18 protein-coding genes and 1 tRNA gene are annotated in these 26989 nt (G+C 74.2%); 12 read left to right on the top strand and 7 right to left on the bottom strand.

What is annotated here, in order from left to right; translation table 11 throughout:
- Window positions 1-131 precede the first annotated feature (131 nt).
- The 6 genes from ACGF07_RS11145 (at window position 132) to ACGF07_RS11170 (ending at window position 12733) form a co-directional block, all read left to right on the top strand.
- Entirely contained in the window at window positions 132-590 is a 459-nt protein-coding gene (locus tag ACGF07_RS11145; protein WP_392897347.1) for a DUF3592 domain-containing protein, read from the top strand.
- Window positions 591-1192: 602 nt separating this feature from the next.
- On the top strand, window positions 1193-4084 hold the full coding sequence (topA, locus tag ACGF07_RS11150) for a type I DNA topoisomerase (protein WP_392897349.1): 2892 nt from the start codon (window positions 1193-1195) through the stop codon (window positions 4082-4084).
- Window positions 4085-4350: 266 nt separating this feature from the next.
- Entirely contained in the window at window positions 4351-7947 is a 3597-nt protein-coding gene (gene tmk, locus ACGF07_RS11155) for a dTMP kinase (protein ID WP_392897351.1), read from the top strand.
- A gap of 290 nt (window positions 7948-8237) precedes the next feature.
- Window positions 8238-9449 carry a DNA polymerase III subunit delta' gene (locus ACGF07_RS11160; RefSeq protein ID WP_392897435.1) on the top strand — a complete coding sequence of 404 codons (1212 nt, stop codon included), beginning with the start codon at window positions 8238-8240 and terminating at the stop codon, window positions 9447-9449.
- A gap of 279 nt (window positions 9450-9728) precedes the next feature.
- On the top strand, window positions 9729-10901 hold the full coding sequence (locus ACGF07_RS11165; RefSeq protein WP_392897353.1) for a hypothetical protein: 1173 nt from the start codon (window positions 9729-9731) through the stop codon (window positions 10899-10901).
- 71 nt (window positions 10902-10972) lie between these two features.
- Complete coding sequence (locus ACGF07_RS11170; protein WP_392897355.1) at window positions 10973-12733, top strand: alpha/beta fold hydrolase; 1761 nt, start codon at window positions 10973-10975, stop codon at window positions 12731-12733.
- 28 nt (window positions 12734-12761) lie between these two features.
- Here ACGF07_RS11170 and leuE read toward each other — a convergent pair whose 3' ends face one another.
- Window positions 12762-13415, bottom strand: a complete 654-nt coding sequence (gene leuE, locus ACGF07_RS11175) for a leucine efflux protein LeuE (protein WP_350737128.1) — start codon at window positions 13413-13415, stop codon at window positions 12762-12764.
- Between the two features lie 171 nt (window positions 13416-13586).
- On the opposite strand from leuE, the gene ACGF07_RS11180 reads away from it, so the two are divergent.
- Window positions 13587-13660: transfer RNA gene (locus tag ACGF07_RS11180), tRNA-Thr, on the top strand.
- Window positions 13661-13910: 250 nt separating this feature from the next.
- A complete protein-coding gene (locus ACGF07_RS11185; RefSeq protein WP_392897357.1) occupies window positions 13911-15278 on the top strand; it encodes a helix-turn-helix domain-containing protein in 1368 nt (455 codons plus the stop codon).
- A gap of 143 nt (window positions 15279-15421) precedes the next feature.
- On the opposite strand, the gene ACGF07_RS11190 is transcribed toward ACGF07_RS11185, so the two are convergent.
- Window positions 15422-15583: a hypothetical protein gene (locus ACGF07_RS11190; RefSeq protein ID WP_392897359.1), complete on the bottom strand. Its 162-nt coding sequence runs from the start codon at window positions 15581-15583 to the stop codon at window positions 15422-15424.
- A gap of 327 nt (window positions 15584-15910) precedes the next feature.
- Between ACGF07_RS11190 and ACGF07_RS11195 the strand changes: the two genes are divergently transcribed.
- The gene (locus ACGF07_RS11195; RefSeq protein WP_392897361.1) at window positions 15911-17209 is read left to right on the top strand and encodes an alanine--tRNA ligase-related protein; all 1299 of its coding nucleotides are present in this window, start codon (window positions 15911-15913) and stop codon (window positions 17207-17209) included.
- Between the two features lie 176 nt (window positions 17210-17385).
- Here ACGF07_RS11195 and ACGF07_RS11200 read toward each other — a convergent pair whose 3' ends face one another.
- Window positions 17386-18420, bottom strand: coding sequence for a JmjC domain-containing protein (locus ACGF07_RS11200; RefSeq protein WP_392897362.1), 1035 nt, complete (start codon window positions 18418-18420; stop codon window positions 17386-17388).
- Window positions 18421-18450: 30 nt separating this feature from the next.
- Window positions 18451-19254: a class I SAM-dependent methyltransferase gene (locus ACGF07_RS11205; protein ID WP_392897364.1), complete on the bottom strand. Its 804-nt coding sequence runs from the start codon at window positions 19252-19254 to the stop codon at window positions 18451-18453.
- Window positions 19255-19487: 233 nt separating this feature from the next.
- On the opposite strand from ACGF07_RS11205, the gene ACGF07_RS11210 reads away from it, so the two are divergent.
- Complete coding sequence (locus ACGF07_RS11210; protein ID WP_392897366.1) at window positions 19488-20192, top strand: Type 1 glutamine amidotransferase-like domain-containing protein; 705 nt, start codon at window positions 19488-19490, stop codon at window positions 20190-20192.
- Between the two features lie 164 nt (window positions 20193-20356).
- On the opposite strand, the gene ACGF07_RS11215 is transcribed toward ACGF07_RS11210, so the two are convergent.
- The 3 genes from ACGF07_RS11215 to ACGF07_RS11225 form a co-directional block, all read right to left on the bottom strand.
- Complete coding sequence (locus ACGF07_RS11215) at window positions 20357-21433, bottom strand: hypothetical protein (protein WP_392897368.1); 1077 nt, start codon at window positions 21431-21433, stop codon at window positions 20357-20359.
- Window positions 21434-21513: 80 nt separating this feature from the next.
- Window positions 21514-23322 (bottom strand): alanine--tRNA ligase, encoded by a 1809-nt coding sequence (locus ACGF07_RS11220; RefSeq protein WP_392897370.1) that lies wholly within the window; start codon window positions 23320-23322, stop codon window positions 21514-21516.
- Window positions 23319-24710, bottom strand: coding sequence for an alanine--tRNA ligase-related protein (locus ACGF07_RS11225; RefSeq protein ID WP_392897371.1), 1392 nt, complete (start codon window positions 24708-24710; stop codon window positions 23319-23321). Before ACGF07_RS11225 ends, ACGF07_RS11220 begins: the two co-directional genes overlap by 4 nt.
- Window positions 24711-24835: 125 nt before the next feature.
- Between ACGF07_RS11225 and ACGF07_RS11230 the strand changes: the two genes are divergently transcribed.
- Together ACGF07_RS11230 and ACGF07_RS11235 are read left to right on the top strand one after the other, a co-directional pair.
- Complete coding sequence (locus ACGF07_RS11230; protein ID WP_392897373.1) at window positions 24836-25945, top strand: radical SAM protein; 1110 nt, start codon at window positions 24836-24838, stop codon at window positions 25943-25945.
- Window positions 25942-26979: a Gfo/Idh/MocA family protein gene (locus tag ACGF07_RS11235; protein WP_392897374.1), complete on the top strand. Its 1038-nt coding sequence runs from the start codon at window positions 25942-25944 to the stop codon at window positions 26977-26979. The genes ACGF07_RS11230 and ACGF07_RS11235 overlap by 4 nt, the downstream gene beginning before the upstream one ends.
- The last annotated feature ends 10 nt before the right edge of the window (window positions 26980-26989 follow it).

Below are 26989 nucleotides of genomic sequence, written 5' to 3' on the forward strand. Positions count from 1 at the left end.
CGATGCCTGGTTCACCCGCCCGTACCCCCCGGTTCGGCCGGCCGTCCCCGGGCGGCCCCGCTCCGTTGGCCCGGCGCTGTGAGGCTCTCCGTCCACAGGCTGTGGACAAAGCTGGGGAGTCGGGGGCAGGGGTGGACGCGACGACGGCGACGCTGGCCGGGGTGGTGCTCGCCCTGTTCGGCGGCGTGCTGCTGCTCTGGTGCGCCGCCGAAGTGCGCCTTCGCCACCGGGTGCGTCGGCGGGGCGTACCGGCGGTCGCCACCGTCGTCGCCGAGACCGATGTGCACGGGCATCTCGACAGCGCGCCGCTGCTCTCCTTCTCCGTGCTGCCCTCGGTGGGAGGGCCGGGTGGCGGCCGGATCGGTGAGCTGGTGCTCACCCGTCCGCGGGGACACACCCCGTTGCGCCGTCCGGTGCGCTTCGCGCCGGGAGCCTCGGTACGCGTCTGCTACGACCCCGACCGTCCCTGCCGGGCGGTGCTGGCGGCGGGGGAGGTCGGCCGGGCCGTGGTCACCGACCTGCTGTGGAGCGCCCTGGGCGCGGGCTGCCTGGCGGCGGGTGCCGCACTGCTGGTCGCGGCCGGCCGCTGAGGTCGGAGCTGCACCGACGGCGGGGACGAATCAGCACGGTCCAGGGCCAACGGCGCGAAACGGACCGTAACGGTAAGAAACGAACGGAGTCGGAGCACCCGGAGCCCCACCCGATCGGAGTGCCCCGGAATCCCGCGGTTCCGAGCGCCCCGGAACCCCACGGGTCGGAGTGCCCCGCAACCGCATGGATGCGGAGCGGGCTCGGAGGACCTCGGAACGGGCGAGAACGGCCAGGTCCGCACCGGTCGGCCCGGACGGCCCGAGCGCTTCCGACGCGATCCGGCGGGCGCGGTACCGCAGGCGCGGCGATTTTTCCGTTGACAGATCTTGAAATCCGTCATTCCATCCTCCGGAACCTGCCGAAGCCGCCCTCCGCGGGGCGCGAACCTCCGTCATCGGGTTACCGTTCGAGTGGCGTCGGTGAGCCCGGCAAGTGAAAACGCGGGATCCGTCCGTTTGACAAGGGTGGCCGGGGTACGGTCACACTCCGCTGGTGGGGTGTCGTTCGGCGGCAGCCCCGGGACGGTGGAGGGGTCGGGCGGAGCGCAGCCCGTGCTGCCAGCGCCGACCAGCCACATAAGGACCGGGAGAGAAGAGCGAAGGTGTCCCCGAGCAGCGAGACCGCGCACGGACAGCGACTCGTCATTGTCGAGTCGCCGGCCAAGGCGAAGACGATCAAGGGCTACCTTGGCCCCGGCTACATCGTCGAGGCGAGCGTCGGGCACATCCGCGACCTGCCCAGCACGGCGGCCGAGGTGCCGGACAAGTACACCGGTGAGGTGCGCCGCCTCGGAGTGGACGTCGACCACGACTTCGCGCCCATCTACGTGGTCAATGCGGACAAGAAGTCCCAGGTCAGCAAGTTGAAGTCGCTGCTCGCGGAGTCCGACGAGCTCTTCCTGGCCACCGATGAGGACCGCGAGGGCGAGGCCATCGCGTGGCACCTCCAGCAGGTGCTCAAGCCCAAGGTGCCGGTGCACCGGATGGTGTTCCACGAGATCACCAAGTCGGCGATCCAGGAGGCCGTGGCCAACCCGCGCGAGCTCAACCAGCGCCTGGTCGACGCCCAGGAGACCCGCCGCATCCTCGACCGGCTGTACGGCTTCGAGGTCTCGCCGGTGCTGTGGAAGAAGGTCATGCCGAAGCTGTCGGCGGGCCGGGTGCAGTCCGTCGCGACCCGTCTGGTGGTCGAGCGGGAGCGCGAGCGGATCGCCTTCCGCACCGCCTCGTACTGGGACCTGGTCGGCACCTTCGGCACCGGCCGCACCCCGGTGGACGCGGCCAACCCGGAGACCTTCGGCGCCCGGCTGGCCTCGGTGGACGGCAAGCGGATCGCCAGCGGCCGGGACTTCGGTTCGGACGGCCGGCTGAAGGCCGGCAGCACCAACACCCTGCACCTGGACGAGCAGGCCGCCCGCCAGCTGGCCGCCGCCCTGGTGCAGACCGCCTTCAGCGTCCGCAGCGTCGAGTCCAAGCCGTACCGCCGCTCCCCGTACGCGCCGTTCCGCACCACCACGCTCCAGCAGGAGGCCAGCCGCAAGCTGGGCTTCGGCGCGAAGCGGACCATGCAGGTGGCCCAGAAGCTGTACGAGAACGGCTTCATCACCTATATGCGTACCGACTCCACCACGCTGTCGGACACCGCGATCGCCGCTGCCCGGGCGCAGGTCACCCAGCTCTACGGTGCGGACTACCTGCCGGACGCCCCGCGCACCTACGCCAGCAAGGTCAAGAACGCCCAGGAGGCGCACGAGGCCGTCCGCCCGTCCGGCGACCGCTTCCGCACGCCCGCCGAGACCGGCCTGACCGGCGACGACTTCAAGCTCTACGAGCTGATCTGGATGCGCACCGTCGCCTCCCAGATGAAGGACGCGGTCGGCCAGTCCGTCACCGTCCGGGTGGGCGGCGCCTCCGCCGACGGCCGGGACGTCGAGTTCTCCGCCTCCGGCAAGATCATCACCTTCCACGGCTTCCTCAAGGCCTACGTCGAGGGCGCCGACGACCCGAACGCCGAGCTCGACGACCGCGAGCGCCGGCTGCCGCAGGTCGCCCAGGGCGACCCGCTGGCCGCCGAGCGGATCACCCCGGAGGGCCACGCGACCAAGCCGCCGGCCCGCTACACGGAGGCTTCGCTGGTCAAGGAGCTGGAGGACCGGGAGATCGGCCGCCCGTCCACCTACGCGTCGATCATCGACACGATCATCCAGCGCCGGTACGTCTTCAAGAAGGGCACCGCGCTCGTCCCGTCCTTCCTCTCCTTCGCCGTGGTCAACCTGCTGGAGAAGCACTTCGGCCGGCTCGTCGACTACGACTTCACGGCCAAGATGGAGGACGACCTCGACCGGATCGCCGCCGGTGAGGCGCAGTCCGTGCCGTGGCTGAAGCGCTTCTACTTCGGCGAGGGCGAGGGCCACGCCGCGGGCGTCGCCGCCGAGGCCGGCAACGGCGACGGCGACCACCTGGGCGGCCTGAAGGAACTGGTCACCGACCTCGGTGCGATCGACGCCCGGGAGATCAGCTCGTTCCGGATCAGCGACGACATCACCCTGCGGGTCGGCCGCTACGGCCCGTACGTCGAGCGCGCCTCCGCCGTGGAGGGCGAGCCCGGCCAGCGCGCCGACATCCCGGACGACCTGCCGCCGGACGAGCTGACCGTCGAGCTGGCCGAGGAACTGCTCGCCAAGCCCAGCGGCGACTTCGAGCTCGGTCCGGACCCGGTCACCGGCAACATGCTGGTCGCCAAGGACGGCCGGTACGGCCCCTACGTGACCGAGATCCTGCCCGAGGGCACGCCCAAGACCGGCAAGAACGCCGTCAAGCCGCGCACCGCCTCGCTGCTCAAGTCGATGTCGCTGGACACCGTCACCCTGGAGGACGCGCTGCGGCTGCTCTCGCTGCCGCGCGTGGTCGGCACCGACCCCGAGGGCGCGGAGATCACCGCGCAGAACGGCCGCTACGGCCCGTACCTCAAGCGCGGCACCGACTCGCGTTCGCTCACCAGCGAGGAGCAGATCTTCACGATCACCCTCGAGGAGGCGCTGGCGATCTACGCCCAGCCCAAGCAGCGCGGCCGGGCCGCCGCCGCCCCGCCGCTCAAGGAGCTGGGCACCGACCCGGTCAGCGAGCGCCCGGTGGTGGTCAAGGACGGCCGCTTCGGCCCGTACGTGACCGACGGCGAGACCAATGCCACGCTGCGCAAGGACGACGACGTCGAGACCATCACGCCGGAGCGCGGCTACGAGCTGCTCGCCGAGAAGCGGGCGCGCGGTCCGGTGAAGAAGGCGGCGAAGAAGGCCCCGGCGAAGAAGGCGGCGGCCAAGAAGACCACCACCGCCAAGGCGACCGCGACCAAGACCGCCGCCAAGAAGACGGCCGCGAAGAAGACCGCCACCAAGACGGCGGCGGCGAAGAAGACGGCCGCGAAGAAGACCACGGCCAGCAAGACCGCGGTCGGCAGGACCGCGGCGGGCAACGCCGCCGGCGACGAGGGCTGATTCCTCGGCGCCGTCGCCGGCGACGAGGCTGACTTCTCGGCGCCGCCTCCGGCGACGACGGCAGATCCCCCGGCAGTCCCCGGACAGCCGGGGGAAGCCGGCGACAGCCGACGGGACGGTCCTCCCGGAGCCCGACCGGGCCCGTGCCCCCACCCCGGGGGCGCGGGCCCGAGCTCTGTGCAGGGATCGTCACAAGGCGGTGATGACCGGGGACCGGAACCCCGTTCATCTCAATCGGGCAAAGCCCAGCCCGCTACGCTGACCGTATGACGAGCGAGGAGCAGCCCACCCCCAGTGCCGCCCCGGCCGCCGGCGCCACCGTGGCCGACCTGCCCGAGGTCGTGCCCGCCGGGACCCCTGTGGACCGGGCCAGGGCACTGCTGCGCATCCGGCCCTACCGGCGCCTGTGGACCACCCAGCTGATCGGCGGCACCGCCGACCGGCTCGGGCTGCTGGTGCTGCTCGCGCTCACCGTGATCGCCGCCGCCCAGGGCGGGCAGTTCGGCGCGCTGCCGCGCAGCCTCGCCTTCGCCACCGCCGCTGTCCTCGCCGTGCGGGTGGCGGCCACCGGCCTGGTCGGCGTGGTGCTGCTGGAGCCGGTGCACCAGCTGGTCGCCGGGAAGCTCGACCGGCGCTGGACGCTGCTCGGCGCCGACGCGCTGTGCGCCCTGCTGATCGGCCTCGCGCCCTGGTGGACGGTCTGGCTGGGTTCCGGGCCGAAGCCCTCCGGCGCCGCGACCTACGTGCTGCTCGCCACCGTGTTCCTGGTCGGCGCGGCGGAGCGGGTCCGGGGGATCGCCAGGGCCGCCGCCGTTCCCGGCCTGCTGCCGCCGGCCAACCCCTACGCGCCCGCCGCGGAGCAGCGGCCGGCCGCCGCCAACCTGGACACCGTCCGGAGCGTCGACCGCTTCACCGGCTGGGTCACGGTGCCGCTCGCGGCCGCCGGCCTGATCGCCCTCACCCTGGTCAACAACGTCGGCGCGGCGCTCGGCTCGGACTGGCTGCGCGCCCACCAGCTGACCTTCGCGGCGCTCGGCGCGGCCGGGCTGTTCGCCGCCGCCGCCGTCCGCGACCACCTCCAGCAGCTGCCCGGCGGGCCGGTGGCCGTGGCCCCGCGCTCGCCGCTGACCGGTCTGCGCGCCCCGACCGACGCGACCCCCGGCCCCGCCCTGAGCAAGGGCCGCACCGGCAGTGCCCCGTACTTCACCTTCGCCGTCGCGGCGGCCTTCGCCTCCACGGCGGGCGTCGCCGCGCTGGCGCTGCTCACCGCCGCCGAGCACCGCGCCGGGCCGATCGGCTACGGCCTGGTCGTGCTCGCCGCGGTCGGCACCCCCGCGCTGGGCGCCCGGCTCACCCGGGCCGTCCTGCCCTCGCTCTCCCGCCGCCGGCTGCTCGCACTGGCCCTGCTCACCGAGGGCGTCGCGCTGATCCTGGCCGGGCTGGTGCTGGACTTCGTGCTGGTCCTGCTGCTCACCGTGCTGGCCGGCCTGGCCGCCGGGATCGTGGTCTCCGCAGGGCGCACCCTGCTCGCCCAGGAGGTCGAGGAGGCCCGGCTGCCGAAGGTCACCGAGCACCTGTACGCGGTGCTGCGGGTCGTGGTCGCCGCCGCGCTGGTCGCCGTCCCGCTGATCGCGGCGGCGTACGGGGACGTCGAGTACGGCACCGTCGAGCCCGGCTCCTTCACCTTCATCCACGGCGGTGCGGCCCTCGCCGTCGCCACCGCGGGCCTGCTCACCCTCGTGCTCGCCGCCGTCGTGCTGCTGCGCACCGACGACCGGCGCGGCACCGCGCCGTTCGCCCGGGACCTGGTGGACGCGGTGCGCGGCGGCAGCGGACCGGTGCCGCACCGGGGCACCGGCGCCGGATTCTTCATCGCCCTGGAGGGCGGCGACGGCGCCGGCAAGTCCACCCAGGCCCAGGCGCTCGCCGAGTGGATCCGCGGCAAGGGGCACGAGGTCGTGCTCACCCGCGAGCCCGGCGGCAGCCCCGTCGGGCAGCGGCTGCGCGGACTGGTCCTGGACGTCGGCAACACCGGGCTGTCGCACCGCGCCGAGGCGCTGATCTACGCGGCCGACCGGGCCGAGCACGTCGAGAACGTCATCCGGCCGGCCCTCGCCCGCGGCGCCGTCGTGATCACCGACCGGTACATGGACTCCTCGATCGCCTACCAGGGCGCCGGGCGCGACCTGGCCGCGACCGAGGTCGCCCGGATCTCCCGCTGGGCGACCGGTGGGCTGCTGCCCGACCTGACCGTGGTGCTGGACGTCGACCCGACCAAGGCCCGGGAGCGCTTCACCGAGGCGCTGGACCGGCTGGAGTCCGAGCCCACCGAGTTCCACCAGCGAGTCCGGGCCGGCTTCCTCGCCCTCGCGGCCGCCGACCCGGCGCGCTACCTGGTCGTCGACGGCAGCCAGGCCCCCGGCTTCGTCACCACCGCCATCCGGCACCGGCTGGACCGCGAGCTGCCGCTCTCCGAGCAGGAGAAGGCCGCCCGCGCCGAGCAGGAGCGACTGGCGAAGGAGGAGGCCGAGCGGCGCGCCGCCGAGGAGGCCCGCAGGAAGGCCGAGGAGGAGGCCGCCGAGCGCAAGCGCCAGGAGGTGCTGGCGCAGCTGCGGGCCGAGCAGGCCGAGCAGGAGCGGCTCGCCAAGGAGGCGGCCGAGCGGGCCGCCGCCGAGGCCCGGCGCAAGGCCGAGGAGGAGGCCCGCCGCCGGGCGGAGGAGGAAGCGAAGCGCCGCGCCGAGGAGGAGGCGCGCCGGCGGGCGGCCGAGGAGGCCCGGCTGGCTGCGGAGGCCGCCGAGCGCCGGCGGATCGCCGACGAGGAGGCCGCCCGGGCGGAGCTCCAGCGGCAGCGGGAACTGGCCCGCGAGGAGCAGCGGCGCCGGGCGGAGGAAGCCCTGCAGCGGGCCGAGGAGGCCCGGCTGGCGCAGGCTGCCGCGCTCGCGGCGGCGGCCGCTGCGGCTGAGACGGCAGCGGACCGCGCCGCGGACCGGGCTGCCGGCCGCGCCACGGGGCGGCCGGAGGGGTCACCGGAGGCCGGGGACGCGGCGACGACGGAGCTGCGGGCGGTGCGGGAGACGCCGCAGGGCGGTTCGGGCGCTGAGCGCGCTGCGGGTGCTGCGGGTGCCTCGGGGGCTTCGGCAGTGTCGGGCGCGTCGGGGGTTCCCGGCGGTCCCGGAACGTCGGAGGGATCGGGCGGGCTCGGTGACGAGGCGACGCGGGAGCTGTCGCTGCGGGACCGGCAGGCGGCCGATGCGACCGCCAAGCTGCCGAAGGTGCCGACCGGGCCGGCCGCGGACGACACGGCGGTGCTGCCGACCGTTCCGGCCGCCGACGAGACGGCCGTGCTGCCCAAGGTCCCGGCCGCGGACGAGACCGCCGTGCTGCCCCGGATCGAGCCGGACGGGAAGCCCGGTGAGCCGGTGGACAGCACGCGGGAGCTGCCGGTGGTCGACGGGGGGAAGGCGGACGCCGGGTGGCCCGGCGCGGGTCGGCCCGCCGCCGGTGCCCCGGTCTCCGGCGGTCCCGGCGGCCCCGGCGGTCCTGGCGGCTTCGGCGGTCCTGGCGCTCCCGGCACCGGGCGGTCCGGTCCGGGTCAGCCCGCCGCCGGTCAGCCCGCCCCTGGTCAGCCCGCCGAGCAGCCCACCGTGGAACGGTCGCGGCCGGAGTGGGCCGAGGACACCCCGATGGACGACCTGCCGAGCCTGACCGACACCCTGCTCGGATCGCGGGACGAGTGGGCGCGTTGGGAGCAGGCCGCCGGTCAGGAGCAGCACGGCCCGCGCGACGGCGACAGCCGGCGTGACGGTGGCCGAGGCGAGGACGGCGGCAAGGGCAGGGGCAGGCGCTGGGGCCGGCGGAGCTGAGCAGGCTCCACGGCGACTGAGCGGGCGGTGTCACCGGGGCAGTACCCCCGGCGGCGCCGCCCGTCGCCGTCGGGGCCCGCTTCCCGTCCGCTCCCGTCGCGTGCCCTTCGCGTCCAGTCCGCTTCCCGTCCCGTTCCGCTCCCCGTCCCATTCCGCTTCCGGTTCGCGGCTCCGCCCGGCTCCGTACCCGGGGTGACCCGGACGGAGCAGTGGCTGTCGAGGCGGAGACGTATGCTCGACGGCGGGGAATCGGCGCCGGGGGCGCTGTCGTACGGAGCTTGGGAGCAGCAGTGGCCGTCTGGGACGACCTGGTGGGCCAGGAGCGGGTGGTCGAGCAGCTGACCGCCGCGGCCCGGGCGGCCGGGGCGACGGTCGAAGCGGGCCGCGGCGCCGCGCCTGCGGACGGCGGGAACGCCTCCCTGATGACGCACGCCTGGCTGTTCACCGGGCCGCCCGGGGCCGGGCAGGTCACCGCCGCGCGGGCCTTCGCCGCCGCCCTGCAGTGCACCAGCCCCGACCTCGCGCTCGGCGGCACGCCCGGCTGCGGGTTCTGCGACGGCTGCCACACCGTGCTGGCCGGCAGCCACGCCGACGTCAAGTACGTGCGGACCGACGGCCTGTCCATCGGCGTCGGCGACATGCGCGAGCTGGTGCTGCGCGCCTCCAGCTACCCGACCGGCGGCCGCTGGTCGGTGATCCTGGTGGACGCCGCCCACCGGCTCACCGAAGCCGCCGCGAACGCGCTGCTCAAGGGCGTGGAGGAACCCTCCCCGCGCACCGTCTGGCTGCTCTGCGCCCCCTCCGTCCAGGACGTGCTGCCGACCATCCGCTCGCGCTGCCGCCTGCTCGTGCTTCGCACCCCCTCCGCCGAGGCGGTCGCCGACATGCTGGTCCGGCGCGACGGCGTCGAACCGGAGGCCGCCCGGATCGCCGCGCTCGCCGGACAGGGCGACATCGAGCGCTCGCGCCGCCTCGCCGTGGACGAGCAGGCCCGCACCCGCCGCGCCGAGGTGCTGCGGATACCGCTGGAGGTCTCCGACATCGGCGGCTGCCTGGCCGCGGCGCAGCGCCTGGTCGACACCGCGAAGGCGGACGCCGAGGCGCTCGCCGAGACGCAGGACGCCAAGGAGACCGACGACCTGAAGGCGGCCTACGGCGCGGCCGAGGGGAGCAAGGCGCCGCGCGGCATGGCGGGGGCGGTCAAGGAGCTGGAGAAGCGGCAGAAGAGCCGCGCCACCCGCACCCGCCGGGAGACCCTCGGGGTCGCACTGCTCGACCTGCTCGGCTTCTACCGGGACGTGCTGGCCATCCAGCTCGGCTCCACCGGCGCGCTCGCCAACGAGGACCAGCGGCAGGCGCTGAACCGGGTCGCCCAGGCCGGCCCGGCGGAGGGCACGCTGCGCCGGATCGAGGCGGTGCTGGCCTGCCGTACCGCGCTGGACCGCAACGTGGACCCGCTGCTGGCGGTCGAGGCGATGACGGTGGCCCTGCGGGCGGGCTGAGGCCCTGCGGGCGGGCCGGTGTCCTGCAGGCGGGCCGATGTCCTGCCGGTCGCGGTAGGCCTCCCGGAGTCGGTCCGCCGTCCCACCTTCGAGTGAACGGGCGATACTCGCCGGGCACACCCGCGTGTGACGGTGCCCCCGTTGTGCACGCTGGGGGCCGACTGCGCCCCGGCCCCACTCCGGGTCCCCCGTGTCGGGGGTCCCGCCGCCGGAGCGGTCGCCTCCCGTACGGCACCGGGTCCGGTCCGGCGCCGACCCTCTTCCGAGGTGGTGCGTTCCGTGGTTCGTCCGCTCCTCGTCATCCCCCTGCTGGCCGCCGCGTTCGGCGGGATCTGGCTGGCGCGCGGCTCGCTCCAGCGCTGGCGCGACCTCCGGGCCGCCGAGACCTACGAGCTCGCGGGCGACCGGTGGCCGATGCTGCTGCGGGCGGCGGGGGCGATGGTCTGCGGCGTCTGCGTCACCGCACTGACGCTGCTCACCGCGCTCGGGGCCTTCGGCGGCCTCGGCCGGGGCGGCCAGGGTGCCGACCGGGCCCAGTCGGCCGCGGACGCCGCCGGCGCGGGGGCCTGGAAGGACCCCGACAGCGCTTCGACCGCCCGGCAGCAGGCGGCGCCGCCCACGCCCGCCGAGTCGGCCGCCGCTCCCGCACCGGCCGCACCGGCCGCGGCCACGGCCGCCGCGTCCGCCGTGGCCAGCCGCTTCGACAGCGTCGGGCACCCCGCCGGCGGCGAACTGCTGCAGTCCGCGGTGCTCGGCCCCGACGGGAAGCCGCGCAACATCCGGGTCTGGCTGCCCCCGCAGTACGCCAAGGAGCCGAACGCGCGCTTCCCGGTCGTGGTGATGCACTCCGCCACCCCGAGCAAGACCGCCGACGCCGAGGTCCCGGACGTCTTCGAGGGCATCGGCGCGGCGCTGCAGGCCGGTCGTGCCCGCCCGTTCATCCTGGTCGCCCCCGAGGCGCCCAACGGCACCGCCCACCCCTGCGAGCTGGTCGCCGCCGCTCCGGCCGCCGTCTCCGACGACGCGACGCTGCGCACCACCATCGCGAACTCCTTCCGCACCCTGCCGCCCGGCCCCGCCTCCTGGGGCGCCCTCGGCGTGGAGGGCGGCGCACCGTGCGCGGCCGCGGCCGGGCTGGCCCGCCCGGACCTGTACGGCGCGGCCGCGGCGGTCTCCGGCCGGTACGACGCCGCCGCGCTCACCCAGACCGGCGCCGAGGCCCCGGCGGGCAGCGCGGCCAAGCTGCTGCTCGCCGCGGCCAAGGCGGACGCCCCGGGACTGGACGCGGCCCGCAAGCTCCAGGCGGCGCTCAAGGCGGGCCAGGGCCCGGCGGCCAAGGCGGAGGTGCGGATCTCGGACAACGTGCAGGACTACACCCCCGACCGGGAGCGGCTGCGGCTGGTGCGGCAGGCGGCGCAGTTCCTGGCCGAAGCGCTGGCGAAGGCCTCCTGAGCGGCGGGGGAGCGGGGGTCTACGCTGCCTGCCGGCGGGTGATCGGACGGAGGAACGGAGGAGGGGAGCGGATGACGGCCTTCGGTCGGCGGGCGCGGTCGGCGGCCGCGGTGCTGGTGCTCGGGCTGCTGGCGGGGTCGGCGGGCGGGTGCAGCGCGGGGCCGGCCGGTTCCGCCGGCGCGTCGGCCGGCGCGTCGGTCGGCGCGTCCGGCCCGTCAGCGGCTGGCTCCGGCCCGTCAGCGGGCGCCGCAGCCGTCGTAGCCGCCGCCACCCCGCTGGAGCCGTTGCCGGCCGCCGTCCCGGACGCGCTCGCGCCGTACTACGCGCAGCGGCCGGTCTGGCAGCCCTGCGACGGCGGGTTCGAGTGCACCACCTTCCGGGTGCCGACGGACTACGACCGCCCGGCGGACGGCGACCTCACCCTCTCGGCGGCCCGGGCGGTGGCCGTGCCCGGTGGCTCCGGAGCGGGATCCGACCCGGGCACCGGACTGGGCTTCGACCCCGCCACCGGCTCGGTCACCGGCTCAGTCACCAACTCAGTCACCGGCTCGGCCGCCGGATCGGGATCCTCTCCGGGCAGCGGCCCGCGGCTGGGCTCCCTGCTGCTCAACCCGGGCGGCCCCGGCGGCTCGGCGATCGAGTACCTGGAGGCCGTCGCCCGGACGTACGACGGCTCGGTGCGGGCCCGCTACGACCTGGTCGGCCTCGACCCGCGCGGGGTGGGCCGCAGCAACCCCGTCAGCTGCCTGAGCGGCGAGCGGATGGACGCCTTCACGGCCGTCGACCTGGAGCCCGGCGACCAGCGGGCGGTCGACGCACTGGTCGCCGCCGACAAGGAGTTCGCCGAGGGCTGCCGGCGGCAGGCGGGGCCCGCGCTCGGCCACCTCAGCACCGTCGAGGCCGCCCGCGACATGGACGTGCTGCGCGCGCTCATCGGCGACGAGCGGCTGAACTTCGTCGGCAAGTCCTACGGCACCTTCCTCGGCGCCACCTACGCCGGGCTCTTTCCGAGCCGGGTCGGGCGGCTGGTGCTGGACGGCGCGATGGACCCGGCACTCGACTCGGTGGCCGGCAACCGCACCCAGGCCGGTGGCTTCGAGACCGCCTGGGCCGCCTTCGCCGAGGACTGCGCCGGGCGCGCGGACTGCCCGCTCGGCCGCACCGTGCCGCAGATCGGCGAGCAGCTCACCGCGCTGCTCGGGGCCGTCCACGCCGCCCCGCTGCCGAGCACCGACCACGGGCGCCCCCTCACCGGCTCCCAGGCCACCACCGGCGTCATCCAGGCCCTGTACGCCGACTTCCTCTGGCCCCAGCTGCGCAGTGCGCTCGCGGACGCCCGGGCGGGTGACGGCAGCGGGCTGCTGAAGCTGTCTGACGCCTACTACGGGCGCGGAGCGGACGGCTCGTACCCCAACCTGATGTTCGCCAACACGGCGGTGAACTGCCTGGACCTGCCCGCCCCGTTCCGCACGCCGGAGGACGTGCGGCGGGCGCTGCCGGACTTCGAGCGAGCCTCGCCGCACTTCGGGCGCGACATGGCCTGGATGGCGCTGACCTGCGCCTACTGGCCCGTCCGGGCCACCGGAGCCGCGCACACCATCCGGGCCGCCGGCGCCGCGCCGATCGTCGTCATCGGCACCACCCGCGACCCGGCCACCCCCTACGACTGGGCCCGCTCCCTCGCCGGACAGCTGGAGTCCGGCCGGCTGCTCACCTACGACGGGGACGGCCACACCGCGTACGGGCGGCACAACGCCTGCGTGGACGGCGCGGTCGACCACTTCCTGCTGACCGGGGAGCCGCCGGAGCAGGACAAGCGGTGCGGCCGCTAGGGGCCCGTCACCGAGCCACGGGCCGGCGTCACGCGGAGGAGACGGCCAGCTTCGCGGCGAAACCCGCGAACAGGACGGCGACGCCGCTGGTGAGGGTCGCGGACAGGCGCTTGCGGCGGCGGAAGGCGGTGGCCAGCGTGGTGCCGGCGAAGATCAGCAGGGAGAGGTAGAGCAGGCTGAAGGTCTGCAGGATGCCGCCGAGCAGCCCGAAGGACAGCGCGGGCTCCCCGTAGGACGGGTCGACGAACTGGGTGAAGAACGACAGCAGGAACAGGATCGCCTTCGGGTTCAGCAGGCTGATCACCAGCGCCCGGCGGAACGGCCGCTCGACCGCCTCCGGCGCCGCCTCGGCCCCCTCCGGCCCGGCCTCGGCCCGGCGCTCCCGCCACAGCTGGCGGGCGGCCCGGAGCATCCCGAAGCCGATCCACAGCAGGTACGCGGCACCGCCGAACTTCACCACCGCGAACACCGCCGGATTGGCCTTCAGCAGCGACGCGGCGCCCAGCGAGGTCAGGCTGATCAGCGTGAAGTCGCCGACGAACACGCCCGCGGCGGCCCGGTACCCGGTCCGGATGCCCTTCCGGGCGGCGACCGACAGCACGTACAGCGAGTTGGGGCCGGGCAGCAGGATGATGACGAGGGCGCCGAGGATGTAGGTCGCCAGGTCATTGACGCCGAGCACGATGCGCTCCGGAGGTGCGGGAAGGGCGGGAGGGGGCGCTCATCGTAACGTCGTACCGGTGATCGACTGAAGCGACGACCATCCACCCTCCAGAGGCCCGACCCCCTCGGCTACGGATCACCTGCGAACCTGTGTAGACTGACCCGCGTTGCCACCGCACGTGGCAACGGTGCCGCCTTAGCTCAGTTGGCCAGAGCAACGCACTCGTAATGCGTAGGTCGCGGGTTCGAATCCCGCAGGCGGCTCAGTGGTGGAGGTCCCCGGTCGGAGTGTGTCCGACCGGGGACCTTTCTGTTTTCCGGTGGCGGTGGCGGCTGTCGTGGCGGCCTGGGGCCGGTGGTGGCCGTGGGGACGCGGGCGGCCGGGGGCTCTGGGGGGTGGGGGTGGCCGTCCGGGGCGGCGGGCACCGGGGGTCCTTACTCGCTTGCTGCTCGGCGGCAACCTTGACAGTATGTTTACAGGCAAGTCATTGCGGAGTAAAGGTGGCCGAGCGGCGTGACAGACATTCAAGGGTTGGGAGCGCGCATCAGGCAGCTTCGGCGGGCGGCCGGGATGTCGCAGGCCGACCTCGCCGGGGCGGGGCTCTCGCCGAGTTACATCTCCCTGCTGGAGTCGGGCAAGCGGACGCCCTCGGTGGAGGTGCTGAACCAGCTGGCCGAGCGGCTGAAGTGCGATCCGGCGCAGTTGCTGGGCTTCGTCGAGCAGGAGCCGCAGGAGCAGCAGCAGCCCCACCAGCAGGTGCTGGAGCTGGAGGTGGAGGTCCGCTACGCGGAGATGAGCCTGCACAACGGCGATCCGCAGACCGCGCTGCGGGTGTACCAGGAGGTGCAGCAGAAGACCTCGCGCGCCAGCCAGCCGGAGCTCTGGCTGACGGCCGAGACGGGCATCGCCCGGGCGCTGGAGCACACCGGCAGCCTGGAGGAGGCGGTCCGGCGGTACGAGGGCCTGCGGACCGCGCACGAGCGGTCGCAGGACCGGATCGCCGTGCTGCCGGTGGTCGTCGCGCTCTGCCGCTGCTACCGCGAGCTCGGTGACCTCTCGCACGCGATCGAGCTGGCGGAGTCGACCCTGGCCGAACTGGAGAAGCTGGAGCTGACTCCGACCCTGGTCGACATCGAGCTGCAGTCCACCCTGGTGGGCATCTACTGCGAGCGGGGCGACCTGCACCGGGCCGCCTACCTCGCCTCCCGGGCGATCGAGCACGCGCAGGCGATCAGGAACCCGAAGGCCCGCGCCGCGGCGTACTGGAACGCCAGTGTGGTCATGCACCGCAACGGCCGGACGGCGGACGCCCTGCCGCTCATCCAACGGGCCCTGGCGATCTACGCGGAGGGCGAGGACGAGCGCGCGCTGGCGCGGCTGCGGAACGCCTACGCCGGGGTGCTGCTGCAGATGGACGAGCCGGACGCCCGGACCGCCAAGGACCTGCTGCGGCAGAGCGTCAGCACGCTCTCGGACCTGGGCAGCGCCATCGACGTCGCCTACTGCGAGACCTCGCTGGCCCGGGCCGAGCTGCTGCTCGGCAACAACCCCTCGGCCATCGCGCACGCCACCAACGCGCTCGAACTGCTCGGGCCCGAGCACCGGTTGGAGACCGCCCGGACCCTGCTGGTGGTGGCCGCCGCGCACCTGGCGGAGGGCGACGGGGACGCGGCGGAGGCCGCGTACGAGCGCGGTGCCCTGATCCTCGAGGCGTCCGGGGCCGGGCGGCAGGCCGCCTTCGCCTGGGCGGAGCTGGCCGAGATGCTGGAGGCGCGCGGCCAGGACGAGCGCGCGGTCTGGGCCTACCGGCAGGGCATGCGCTGCCTGGGCCGGTCCGGCAGCCTGCTGGGCGGCCGGACGCCGGCGGTGAAGAAGGGCTGAGCCGGGGAGGGCCGGCCCCGTCGGCCAGTACCGATCGGGATCCGCTCGGCCGGGTGTCGTGCCGTTCACTCGCGAACGGCACGACACCTTTTGTTTTCCCCGGACTCCCGGTGGAAATTACCGGAAAGATGCTACCGGTGAATTCAGCAACACAGCGGAATGTCGGTGGTGTGCTTGTTGTTGCCGTCCGCCTGGATGGTGACGTGGACGGATCCCGAACCGGCCGCTGCGGCCGAGGCAACCGGGAAAGCAGTGGTCATGGCCGCGACAATCAGTGCCATGATGCCAACGGTCTTGCGAAGCACGATGCCCCCTCGTGATGAGCTTTCAAAGTAATTCCCCCGGTTGTGAAAAGGATAGTTACATGCGGTGTTGACTGTGTCAAGTTCCTCATGACGGAGGCTATTTGGTCCCGATGTCCGTTTTTTCGGAATCCATTTGACCGGCGATCGGGGGAGCAAAGGCTGATGAAGTCGGGCATTCGGGCTCATTGGAGCGCCCGTTTCGCAATACAGCTATATAGGGATCGTGACTTATAGTAATGTTCAGTCAATGACAGCGGGCAGTAAAGTTTCTGGAGGTAGTCACGGATGGCTCCACCGGGGGGAGACCGGACGCCGGGCGTCCCGCAGATGGGAGAGCTGATCACCGCCGTACTGGGCGCCGCCGGCTACCGGCGCCAGCTGCCGACGTCCCTCGTGGCCGAACGCTCGGAGCCGACCCTGTTCACCTCTGCCGCCGCGCGGTCCTGGCGGCAACGCCTGCTGGCGGAGGTGCCGCGTAGCGGCAGCGGCAGCATGACCCTGCAGTGGTGCGTCCGGACGAGCCGGCTGGAAGCGCTGCCCGTGGCCGCGGTACCGACCGCGGACCGCGTCGCCGGCGCGCTCTGGCACGGGCGCCGGCGGTACGTCCGGCTGCTCGGACTGCTGCTGGAGGTGCTCGGCACCTGCGGTGTCGACCTGGAGGCGGTCGGCTTCCTGGTGTCCGCCCGGCCGGAGGACAGCGGCCGGGCGGACGGCCGGGTGAGGAACTGGTCCGGCGACGAGGACGCGCGGCTGGTGCTGGCCGCCCTGACCGATCTGGGGGTCGGCCCCCGGCGGGTGGCGTTCGGAGCGCCCCCGCCCGGGGTGCCGGACCGGCTGGCCGTCGCCCTCGGCCCGGTGCTGACCGTGGTGGCACCGACCGGTCCGTTCTGCTCGGCCACGTGCGACCTGTCATGCCCGTGCGGCGGCCACCTGCAGCTCGCCCACGTCCAGTTCGTGGAACGCCGCCGGTCGGCCCACGGTCACCTGGCGCGGCGGCCGCACCCGGTGTTCGAGCTGCTGGTGATGGAGCACGCGGTGCGCTGCGCGGTGGCCGGTACCCGTGATCCGGCCGTGCTCCACGGGCCGCTGACCGCTGCGGCCGGACGGCTGCTCCCCCGGGGGACGGACCGCCCGGCCCGGTCCGCCGCCGCGGTGCGGCTGCTCACCGACCACGCCCGGACGGCCGCACTGCTGCTGGGTGAGGGCCTGACACCGGGAGCACGCGGCCAGGCCCACGTCCTCCGGCGGCTGTTGCGGAGGGCAGCCGCCGAAGTGATGCTGGCGGGCGGCGACCCGGGGGGCCTCGGCGGGTTGGTCGGGGCGGCGGACCGGGCGACCCGGGTGCCGCTCGGGCTGGCGCCGCTGTCAGCTGTCGAACTCGCCGCGGTAGCAGGTGAATCGGCGGCGCTCGAGCGGGCCGTCGAGGTGGGCCGGGACCGGTTCCGGCGGGCGCGCGGCGGATTGCGCGACCCCGAGCGGACCGCGGCGGTGCTGCTGCGGCTGCGCTCCGAGCACGGGGTGCCGCTGGCGGTCTCGCTGGCCTGGTGCCGGGAGGAGGCGGTGGAGGTGTCGCTGCTGGATCTCGCGGTCGCGGACCACGAACTGCGGGCGGGCAACCGCGCCTGACCGGTGGGGCCGGCCCGGGCGCCCGGAAGGCCCGCGGCCGCCCGACCGGCGGGCGGCGGGCGGCGGTGGCACGGGTGCGGCGATCGGGCTGGGCGGGACGCGGGGCCGGCTGGGACGTCGGGCCGGCCGGGGCGTCGGGCTGGTCGGGCGGTCGGAACGGCGGTGTGGCCGGCGGCTCAGGCGACCGGGGCCGGGCGCGGCCGGTCGGCCAGTTCGCGGGCGAGCGCGGCCAGCCCCGGGGCGGCGTGGTCCGGCAACCCGGCGCGCTGGGCGGCCCGGGCGGCCTCGAGCACGTCCGCCGCGGTGAGCGACGCCAGGCGCTCGGCGAGGTGGCCGAGCATGGTCCCGGCCGTTTCCAGCAGTGCGGCGTCGTCCACCGGGCGGGGCGGTAGCTTGAGACCGGCCATCAGCAACCGCTGCAGGGCGCCGAAGAGTTGCTGGCTGCCCGGCTCGCGGACGGTCAGCGACAGATGGGCCGAGAGCCCCGAATCCCCGGTGGCGCGGTGGGCGAAACCTCTTGGGATGTACAGCACTTCGCCGGTCCGGAGGGTGGTCTCCAGTACGGCGGGGCATTCCCCGGTGACCCGCCCGGGCCGCCAGTCCTCGTCCTCGGGGCCCTCGTGGACGTGCCACCGCTTGCTTCCGTTGACCTGCAGGATGAGGACGTCGGCGTCGTCCCGGTGCAGCGGCAGGCCCTGGCTGCCCGGTGGGGTGATGAAGAAGAACGCCTCCACCCGGCGGCCGAGTTCCTCGGTCAGGCGGGCGGTGAGCTCCGCCGTCGGCGGGTGCCAGTGGTCGACGTTGCGCAGCAGGAGGGTGGCGCCGCCGTCGAGCAGCTCGCGGATCCGGACGCTGTCGACGTAGCCGCCGTTGGCGGTGCCGAGCACGTTCCGGCTGGTGGAGTAGGTCTCCGGGGCCACCGGGTCGTCCGCGTGGGCGATCTCGACGTAGGGCTGGTGCAGGAGGCCGCCGGCGAACGCGGTGTCGATCTGTTCGAGGGTGAGGTTCGGAGCGATCGGCTGCTCCGGCCGGAAGACCCCCGGGCGGCGGCGCCAGTGGGTGGCGTGGAAGCGCTCGGTGTCACCGACCCAATCGTGCAGCGTCGGCTGGTGCGGCTGGTGCGGCTGGTGCGGCTGGTGCGGCGTCGGCTGCGGCAGCGGCTGCGGCAGCGGGGATCGGTGCGGGGGGCGCTGCGAGGTGGCGGGGGGCATGGGGGCGGTCCTCTCGGCTGGTCGGGGCCATCAGTGGGGCAGGCGCTCGAGGACGGCCGCGTAGCCGCCCCACGGCGTGCCGTCCACCTCGGCCACCCGCCAGCCGGTGGCGCGGGCGGCCGCCGTCAGTTCCTCGGGCGACATGAACAGCCAGTCGAACTCCTCGCTCACCTGGTCCCGGTACCAGGAGCGCAGCCGCACCCGGCCCGGGAGGTCGCCCCGTTCGCGGTTCGCCCGCTGGTAGGCGATGTTGCGCGGATCCTCGGTGCGGGAGACGTCGGTGTTGGTGAGGAGGATCCGCCCGCCGGGGGCGCTGACCCGGTGGCACTCGGTGAGCAGGCGCTCGACCCCGGCCGGTGTCCCACCCATGGCGAGGCCGTTGGAGAAGAGCAGGATGCTGTCGAAGTGCCCGCCGGGGTAGTCGAGTTCCATGGCGTCCATGACCGAGACGTCGGTCAGGCCGCGGTCCCGGCAGATCCGGACCGCGAGCGGGGAGATGTCGATGCCGTGCGCCTCGATCCCGGCCCGCTGGAGCGGCCACAGGTGCTTGCCGGCCCCGCAGCCGATGTCCAGCGTCCGCCCGGCGGCCTTCTCGAACGCGCGCCGCTCGTAGTCACGGAACCGCTCCGGTGGCTCGAACCGGCGCTCGATCGGATCCTCGGTGGCGACGCCGTCGTCGCGCAGGTAGCGGAACGGCGGCTGGAAGAGGCCGTGGAGGTAGTCGTACATCGCGAGGGCGTGCGGGTCCTCGGACGGGCCGGCGGTCTGCGGGTCGGCGGCCTGAAGGCCGGCGGATTGAGGGTCGGCGGCCTTGGGGCCGAGCGAGACGGTCATGACCCACCTCTCTGGCGGATCCGGACAGCTGTGCTGCTCCGGGCTGGAGGGACGCGCCCATCATGACAAGGCGCGTGACCGCCAGTCAATGCTCAGTCAAGAGGTGGGGCGTCGTACCCGGAGCCCGGTCGAGAGCCGATCGCTAGGCTGCCGGGGGCGGGACGCCGCCGGAGTGGCGCGTCCGGAGGAGGCACGGCGAGCGGCCGGCGGTGGCCGGGGATGGGGAGCGCCAGGTGACGGGCAGGGTGTTTTTGGCGGGCGGCGGCGGGGCCGAGGACTCGGTGGGCATCGACCGGGCCTTCGCCGCGCGGGTCGCGGGCTCGGCGGTGCTGTACGTGCCGCTCGCCAAGGACCTGTCCGCTCGGGACTACGAGGCCGGGCGGGACTGGCTGCGGTCGGCGCTCGAACCGCTGGGCATCGCCCGGATCGGGATGTGGTCGGCGGGGCCGGCGCCCGACCTCGCGGCGCTGCGCGGGTACGGCGGCGTGTACCTGAGCGGCGGCGACACCGCGAGGCTGCTCACGGTGCTGCGGACCACCGGAGCGCTCGACGTGCTGAGGGCCTACGTGGCGGCGGGCGGTGCGCTCTACGGCGGCAGTGCGGGCGCGGCCGTGCTCGGCCGGGACATCGGCACCACGGCCCACCTGGACCGTGGCGTCGCGTCGGCCTCCGACACCCGGGGGAGCGACCTGCTCGGCGGCTGGAGCGTGTGGCCGCACTACCGCCCGGAGGAAGCCGACGCGGCCGCGGCCTGGGCCCGGGACCACGACGGCGGGGTGATCGCACTCGGCGAGCGCGGCGGCCTGGTGATCGGCCCGGACGGCGTCCGTTCCTCGGGCGCGGACGCCGCCTGGCTGGTCGAGAGCGGTCGGCCGCCGCGACGGCTCGCAGCCGGCGAGCGGTTGTCCGCACCGCTCGCTCCCGCCCTGACCCTCTAGCGGAACCCGCGGCCGACCGCGCCGCGGGCCACCGGCCGCCAGCTCACGGCCACCAGCCCCTGGCCGTCGGCCGCGCCACCACGAGCCGCCACCCCCGCCATCGCCCGCCACCCCCGCCATCGCCCGCCGCCCCGCCCGCCAGCAGCCCCTGGCCGTCGGCCGGGCTACCGGCCGTCCGGCCGCAACGACCGGACCCGGCAGCCCCGTGGGTCGCTGCGGAAGGGCAGTTCGGGCAGCCCCGCGTCCGCCATCGCGGCCCGGACGTCCGGCTGGCCGCCCTCCCGGCAGCTGACCAGCAGGAACCCGGAGCCGCCCGCGCCCAGCAGCTTGCTGCCGTCCGCGCCGCCCTCCCGAGCGATCGCCCGGGCCCGTTCGACCGCGGCGCCCCCGGTGGAGCCGGAGAGCTCCGCCTTGAGCGCCCAGTGGGCGTCCAGCACCGGCCCCAACTCGTCGACCCGGCCGTGCCGCAGGGCGTCCACGCAGGTGCCGACCAGCTCGCCGATCCCGTGCAGCAGGCGCAGGGTCGCCGGGTCCGCCCGGTCGGTCCGGCCCGCCTGGGCGGCCAGGGACCGGCCGGCGTCCCGTCGGCCGCCGAGGAAGAAGAGCAGCAACCGCTCGTCGAGGTAGCGCACCACCTCGGGCCGGTTCGGCAGGAGCTCCGCCCGGACGCTGCGGTCGCGGCCGATCCGCAGCAGCCGCAGCCCGCCGAGCGCGGCGAAGTAGTGGTCCTGCTTGCCGACCGGCCGATCCAGGTCGACCATCTCCACCGCGCTCGCCTGCTCGGCGAGTTCGGTCGGTCCGGGCCGCCCGGGGTGGCGCAGGGCGGCCTGCAGCGCCACGGTCAGTGCTCCCGACCCGCCCAGGCCGACGCCGCCCGGGGCGTCGCTGAAGCAGCCGAGCTGGAGGTCGGTGGGGTTGCCGGTGCGCACCAGGGAGGCCCGGACGAAGCGGTGCCGCAGGTCCTCCGGCCGTTCGACCTCCTCCACCTCGTCGAAGGCGGCGCGCAGCCCGCCGGTGAACCGGCCGGGGTAGCGGACCACGCACACCCGCCGGTCGATGGCCGTGCCGACGACCGCGCCGCCGAAGCGGTCGGCGTAGCTCGGCAGGTCGGTTCCGCCGCCGGCCAGCGACACCCGCATCGGGGCGCTCGCGACGACCATCACCCGGTGGGCCTGATCGGCGTCCGGCCCCGCCGCGTCCGGCTCCGTGACGCCCGGCTCCCCCGCGTCCGGCTCCGTCACGCCCGGCTCCGTCACGTCCCGGGTTCCCCCCGACGAGGCCGGGACCCCGGGCGGCCGGGACGGCACCGCCTGCCGGCCGCTCATGCCAGGACCGCGCGGATGCGACGCACGCCCGCGCCGCAGGACTGCTCCTTGACGATCCGGAAGCGTCCCAGTTCGCCGGTGTTGCGCACGTGCGGGCCGCCGCAGAACTCGAAGGAGCGGGTGCCGATCCGGTAGACCGAGACATCGCCCTGGTACTTCTCGTCGAACAGGCCGATCGCGCCCGCCGCCCGGGCCTCGGGCTGGGGCATGACGGAGGCGGTCACCGGGATGCGCTCCTCGATCCAGGACTGGACCAGGGCCTCGGTCGCGGCGATCTCCTCGGCGGTCATCGCCCGGGGGTGGGAGAAGTCGAACCGCATCCGGTCCCGGGTGATGTTGGAGCCCTTCTGGAACACGTGGTCGCCGAGCACCTGGCGGAGCGCCGCGTGGGTGAGGTGCGTGGCGGTGTGGTAGCGCACGCTCTCCTCGCTGTCGTCGGCGAGTCCGCTGGCCGCCGCCGTGGAGCGGGACTTCTCGCGGTGGACGGCGAACCGGTTCCGGTACTCCTCCACGTCCACGCCGATGCCGGACTCGGCGGCGATCTCCACGGTGAACTCGAGCGGGAAGCCGTAGGTGTCGTAGAGGTGGAAGGCGACGTCCCCGGGCAGCGTGTCGCGACCCCGGGCGCGCAGGTCCGCCAGCTCCTGGCTCAGCTTGGCGGTGCCGCGTTCGATGGTGCGGCCGAACCGCTCCTGCTCCTTGGTGATCTCGTCGATGATCCGCTCGCGGGCGGCCGGCAGCTCCGGGTACACCTCGCCGTACATCCCGATGACGGTGTCGGCGGTGGCCGCCCACGCGCCGGGCGCCAGGCCGAGCTTCTGCGCGTAGCGCACCGAGCGGCGGATCAGCCGGCGCAGGACGTAGCCCGCGCCCTGGTTGCCGGGGGAGACCTGGTTGTGGTCGCCCAGGATGAAGACCGAGGTGCGCAGGTGGTCGCTGAGGATGCGCACGGCGCGGGTCAGCTCCGGATCGCCGTCCACCTCCTCGGCCGTCCGCCCGGAGGCCTCCAGCAGGGCGGCGATGATCGGGGTGAAGCAGGAGGTCTCGTAGACGGTGGGGCAGCCGTTGAGCACGGCCAGCGTGCGTTCGAGGCCCATGCCGGTGTCCACGTTGCGCTTCGGCAGGGGCTCCACCCGGTCGGCCCGCCGGTCGAAGGTCATGAAGACGTTGTTCCAGATCTCGAAGAACCGCCCGCCGCCGCAGAGTCCGGGAAGGCAGGCGCCGGGCTCCTCGTCCGGGCACGGCGTGCCCTTGAGGTCCACGAAGATCTCGGTGTCGGGCCCGCAGGGGCCCTCGGGCCCGGCCGCCCACCAGTTGTGCTCCTCGGAGAGGAAGACGATCCGCTCCTCGGGCAGGCCGAGACCGCGCCAGATCGCGGCCGACTCCTCGTCCCGCTCGACCAGCTGGTTGCCCTCGAAGACGGTCACCCACAGCCGCGCCGGGTCGATGCCCAGGCAGTCGGCGCGGGTGAGGAACTCGTAGCTCCACCGGATGGACTCGGCCTTGAAGTAGTCGCCGAGCGACCAGTTGCCGAGCATCTCGAAGAAGGTCAGGTGGGTGGCGTCGCCCACCTCCTCGATGTCGTTGGTGCGCACGCACTTCTGGTAGTCCACCAGCCTGGTGCCGACGGGGTGTTCGGCGCCGAGGAAGTAGGGGACCAGCGGGTGCATGCCGGCCGTGGTGAACAGCACGCTGGGATCCCGGTCCGGGATCAGCGAGGCGCTGGGGATCACGGTGTGCCCGCGTTCGGTGAAGAACGCCAGGTAGCGCGAGCGGAGTTGGTCGGCGGTGATGCTCTGGCTCATGACTGTGACCTCGGTGAGGAGTCGGACGGCCCCGCCGCGGGAACGGCGGGGGAGGCGGCGGGTCGCCGTGCGGCGGGGACGGGTGAGCCGGGACGCGGGGCGTAGCCGACCCGGGAGGTGCGCTGTTCCAGCGCCATCTGCTCCGTGATGTCCGGCAGTTCGACCGACCGGCCGTCGCGGCGGCACCACTCGAGCACGATCTCCAGCGGGATGCCGCGCTCCGCCTTGAGCCGGAAGACCGTCTCGGCCGTCAGGCCGGCGGCACCGTGGGTCAGGTCCCGGTACGCCCGGCGGCCGTTGGCCAGCAAGGCGGCGAACGCCTCGGACTCGGCCCCGACCATCGCCAGCCGGTGGTCCGGGACGGGCGGGAAGCCGGGCCAGCCGCGGTGCGCGGCGGCGGCCAGGGCGACCAGGCCGACCATCCGGTGCGGTGCGGCGCCGAGGAGTTCGGCGGCGACGAAGGCCCGGCGCAGGATCCGGCGCAGGACGTGCCCGTGCCGCTTGCCGCCGGGGACGACCCCGGTGCCCAGCAGCAGCGCCGCCGTCCTGGCGTGGTCGGTGACCCGGCGCAGCAGCGCGGCGGTGTCGGTGCCGGCGGTGTCGCCCCGCGCCATCGTGGTGACGTGGGCGTGCACCGACGCGAGGGCGGGCAGGGTGTAGGCGTCGGGTCGGCCGAGGACGGCGCAGGCGAGCCGTTCGCTGCCGCCCGCGGAGTCGACCAGGGGACGGTCGGCCGGTTCGTGCCGTCCGGCGCCGTCCAGTTGGAGGTCCAGGAACTCGCAGTTCCAGAAGTGGAACCAGCGTCCGCAGGTGCAGTCCGGGGTGCAGCCCGGGGTGCAGCCGCGGTGCGGCACCTGTGCGGAGCCGTGGTCGACCAGGACGAACACGTTCGGGCCGAACGGGCCGCCGGGGAAGGGCGCGGACATCCGGTGCGGACGGGTCGCCAGGCGGTCGGCGGGTATGCCCAGCCGGGTCAGGGCGCGGTGCGTCGCGTCGTCCAGCGGCCGCCCGGCGGAGTCCCGCGCGGTGAGGAAGCCGAGGCGGCGCGGGTCGAGGCCGATCGCCTGGAAGGCGGTCAGCAACTCCTCGAAGTAGCGGATGCGTTCGATCCGGCCCCGGCGTACGTCGCTGACCATCGCGAACGCGGTCTGGATGCCGCCGGCGCCGGCCGCCTCCAACCGGTTGGTGCGGACGCACCACTGGAGGCCCACCCGGCCGGCCCGTTCCGGCCGCCCCGACAGGGCCCACTCGCGCCAGGGCTGGATGCCGGCCGAGACGAAGAGCGTCGAGTCCCCGCTGGGGGCGATCACCTCGGCGGGCGGGACGCGGTGCAGGCCGCCCCGACGTGCGAGCTGGTCCATCAACCGGTGCGCCAGGTGCTGCTCCACGTCGTCCCCCTCCCCGAGGCCGCGCCCACGTGCGTGGACTGTCGATGACCATGTGTAATGCCAGTTAGTCAGCGATGTCAATTCAGTTCTTGACCAACTTGACTCTAAGTCATATCGTCAACGTCATGACTGGTGAGCGCATGACCCGGGCGGCCCGGCCGACCCTGGATCTCGCCGACAACTTCTCGCCGATGAAGCTGTTGGCCCACCCGGACGTTCTGCTGGCCGCGCGCAGTCCGGAGCCGATGCGGCCGATCAACCTGGAGATCAACCCGATCAACATCTGCAACCAGAGCTGCACCTGGTGCACCTACGGGTACCTCCACGAGCGCAAGGAGGTCCTGGAGAAGGAGCGGATGCTGGAGCTGCTCGACGACGCTCACAGCATCGGCGTGCAGTCGGTGACCTGGACCGGCGGCGGTGAGCCGACCGTCCACAAGGACCTCGAGGAGGTCGTCGAGTACGCCGCACGACTGGGCCTCAAGCAGGGCATCAACAGCAACGGCGTGAAGCTCGGCCCGCGGCTGCGCAACACCCTGGTCCAGCACTTCTCCTACATCCGCCTCAGCGTGGACGCGGGCACCCCGGGCGTCTACGCCCGTACCCACCGGGTCAACAGCGCGCTCTACGAGGTCGTGCTGCGCAACATCACCGCCCTCTGCGAGGAGCGCGACGCCGCCGGGTCCCGGCTGGTGGTCGGCTTCTCCTTCCTGGTGGACGAGTCGAACGTCGAGGACCTCGCCGAGGGCGCGCGGCGCGCCAAGCGGGCCGGGGTGGACTACTTCCAGGTCAAGCCGATCGTCCACTACGAGCGGTCCAACGAGCAGTTCGGCGAGGGGTCGCCGCTGTGGGACGCGCTCGCCGCGCAGATGGAGCAGGTCCGCCCGCTGCAGGACGAGGGCTTCGAGATCCGCTTCCTCGAGCACAAGTTCACCGACGTGGTCCGGCAGGACGACTACGGCCGCAGCTACACCGTCTGCCGCGGCAACGAGCTGCTGGCCACCGTCGGGGCGGACGGCTCGGTCGACCTGTGCTGCGCCTTCAAGGGCGACAGCGGCTGGTCCTTCGGCAACATCAACGAGCGCCGGTTCGCCGAGATCTGGGACGGCGAGCAGCGCCGGAAGCTGCTGCCGACCATCGACGTGCGCAAGTGCCCGCCGCTGTGCAAGGCGCACGAGCTCAACAAGATCATCCACTTCGTCAACAACTTCGACGCGCACCGGGAGTTCCCGTGACAGAGCCCGCCGCGGGCATCGCCATCGTCGGCGTCGGCGGTGTGGCCCGCTACGCCCACCTGCCCGCGTACCGCACGCTCGGGCTGCCGGTCACCGTCCTGTGCGACCTGGACCAGCGGCTGGCCCGCGAGGTGGCCGCCGAGTTCGGGGTGCCCGGAGTCGTCCGCGACGTCGCCGAGCTGGCCGGACGGGACGACGTCCTGGTGGTCGACATCGCCACCCCGCCGGCCAGCCACCTGGACCTGATGCGCGCGGTCGCCGACGCCGGGAAGCCGATGCTGGTGCAGAAGCCGCTCTGCACCACCGAGGGAGAACTGCGCGAGATCGCCCGGCTGCGGGCCGACGGCGCCCGGGCCCGCCTCAACCTGACCGGACGTCACGTCGCGGCCTGGCGCAAGGTGGGCGAGCTGCTGGAGGGCGGTGCCATCGGCCGGCCCTACCTGTGCACGATCCGCAACCGCGACTGGTGGGACCGCGAGCCCGGCCGGTGGGACCACACCATCGACACCTACATCGTCCACGAGATGGCGATCCACCACCTCGACCTCTGCTCGTCCTGGTTCGGCCCGGCCGTCCGGATGTCGGCCCGGGCCGGCAGCCACCCCGGGCAGCTGATCGAGCAGGCCAACTGGCTGGCCGGAACGGTCGAGTACGGCAGCGGGGTGACCGTCCAGCTCCTGGAGGACTGGACCATGCCGGAATTCGGCCTCGCCACCGGGCACCCCTTCGAGGAGGTGGTGATCTCCGGTTCCGCGGGGGTCATCTCCGCGACCAGCGAACGGGTCACGGTCGCCGGGCTCGGCGACAACACGCTCCGGGTCTGGCACCGGCCGCGCCCCGGACAGACCCTGCCGGGGGAACAGCTGACCTCCTCCTGGTTCCCCGACAGCTTCGGGCTGGCGATGAGCGACTACCTCGACGACCTGGCCGCCGACCGGCACGCCGACCGCGACTGGGACCACCTGGTACGGCTCACCGAGGACACCCTCGCGCTCTCCGAGTCCGTGCGCTCCGACCACTGGGTGAGCCGGTAGGCCCGTCCGG

This window comes from Kitasatospora sp. NPDC048194 (genome assembly GCF_043202455.1).
Taxonomy (GTDB): Bacteria; Actinomycetota; Actinomycetes; order Streptomycetales; family Streptomycetaceae; genus Kitasatospora.

Excerpts from the sequence above, each read along its gene's own strand:
- tmk (WP_392897351.1), top strand. The coding sequence starts at position 4,351 with ATGACGAGCGAGGAGCAGCCCACCCCCAGTGCCGCCCCGGCCGCCGGC.
- ACGF07_RS11170 (WP_392897355.1), top strand. The coding sequence starts at position 10,973 with ATGACGGCCTTCGGTCGGCGGGCGCGGTCGGCGGCCGCGGTGCTGGTG.
- ACGF07_RS11195 (WP_392897361.1), top strand. The coding sequence starts at position 15,911 with ATGGGAGAGCTGATCACCGCCGTACTGGGCGCCGCCGGCTACCGGCGC.
- ACGF07_RS11200 (WP_392897362.1), bottom strand. The coding sequence starts at position 18,420 with ATGCCCCCCGCCACCTCGCAGCGCCCCCCGCACCGATCCCCGCTGCCG.
- ACGF07_RS11205 (WP_392897364.1), bottom strand. The coding sequence starts at position 19,254 with ATGACCGTCTCGCTCGGCCCCAAGGCCGCCGACCCTCAATCCGCCGGC.
- ACGF07_RS11220 (WP_392897370.1), bottom strand. The coding sequence starts at position 23,322 with ATGAGCCAGAGCATCACCGCCGACCAACTCCGCTCGCGCTACCTGGCG.
- ACGF07_RS11230 (WP_392897373.1), top strand. The coding sequence starts at position 24,836 with ATGACTGGTGAGCGCATGACCCGGGCGGCCCGGCCGACCCTGGATCTC.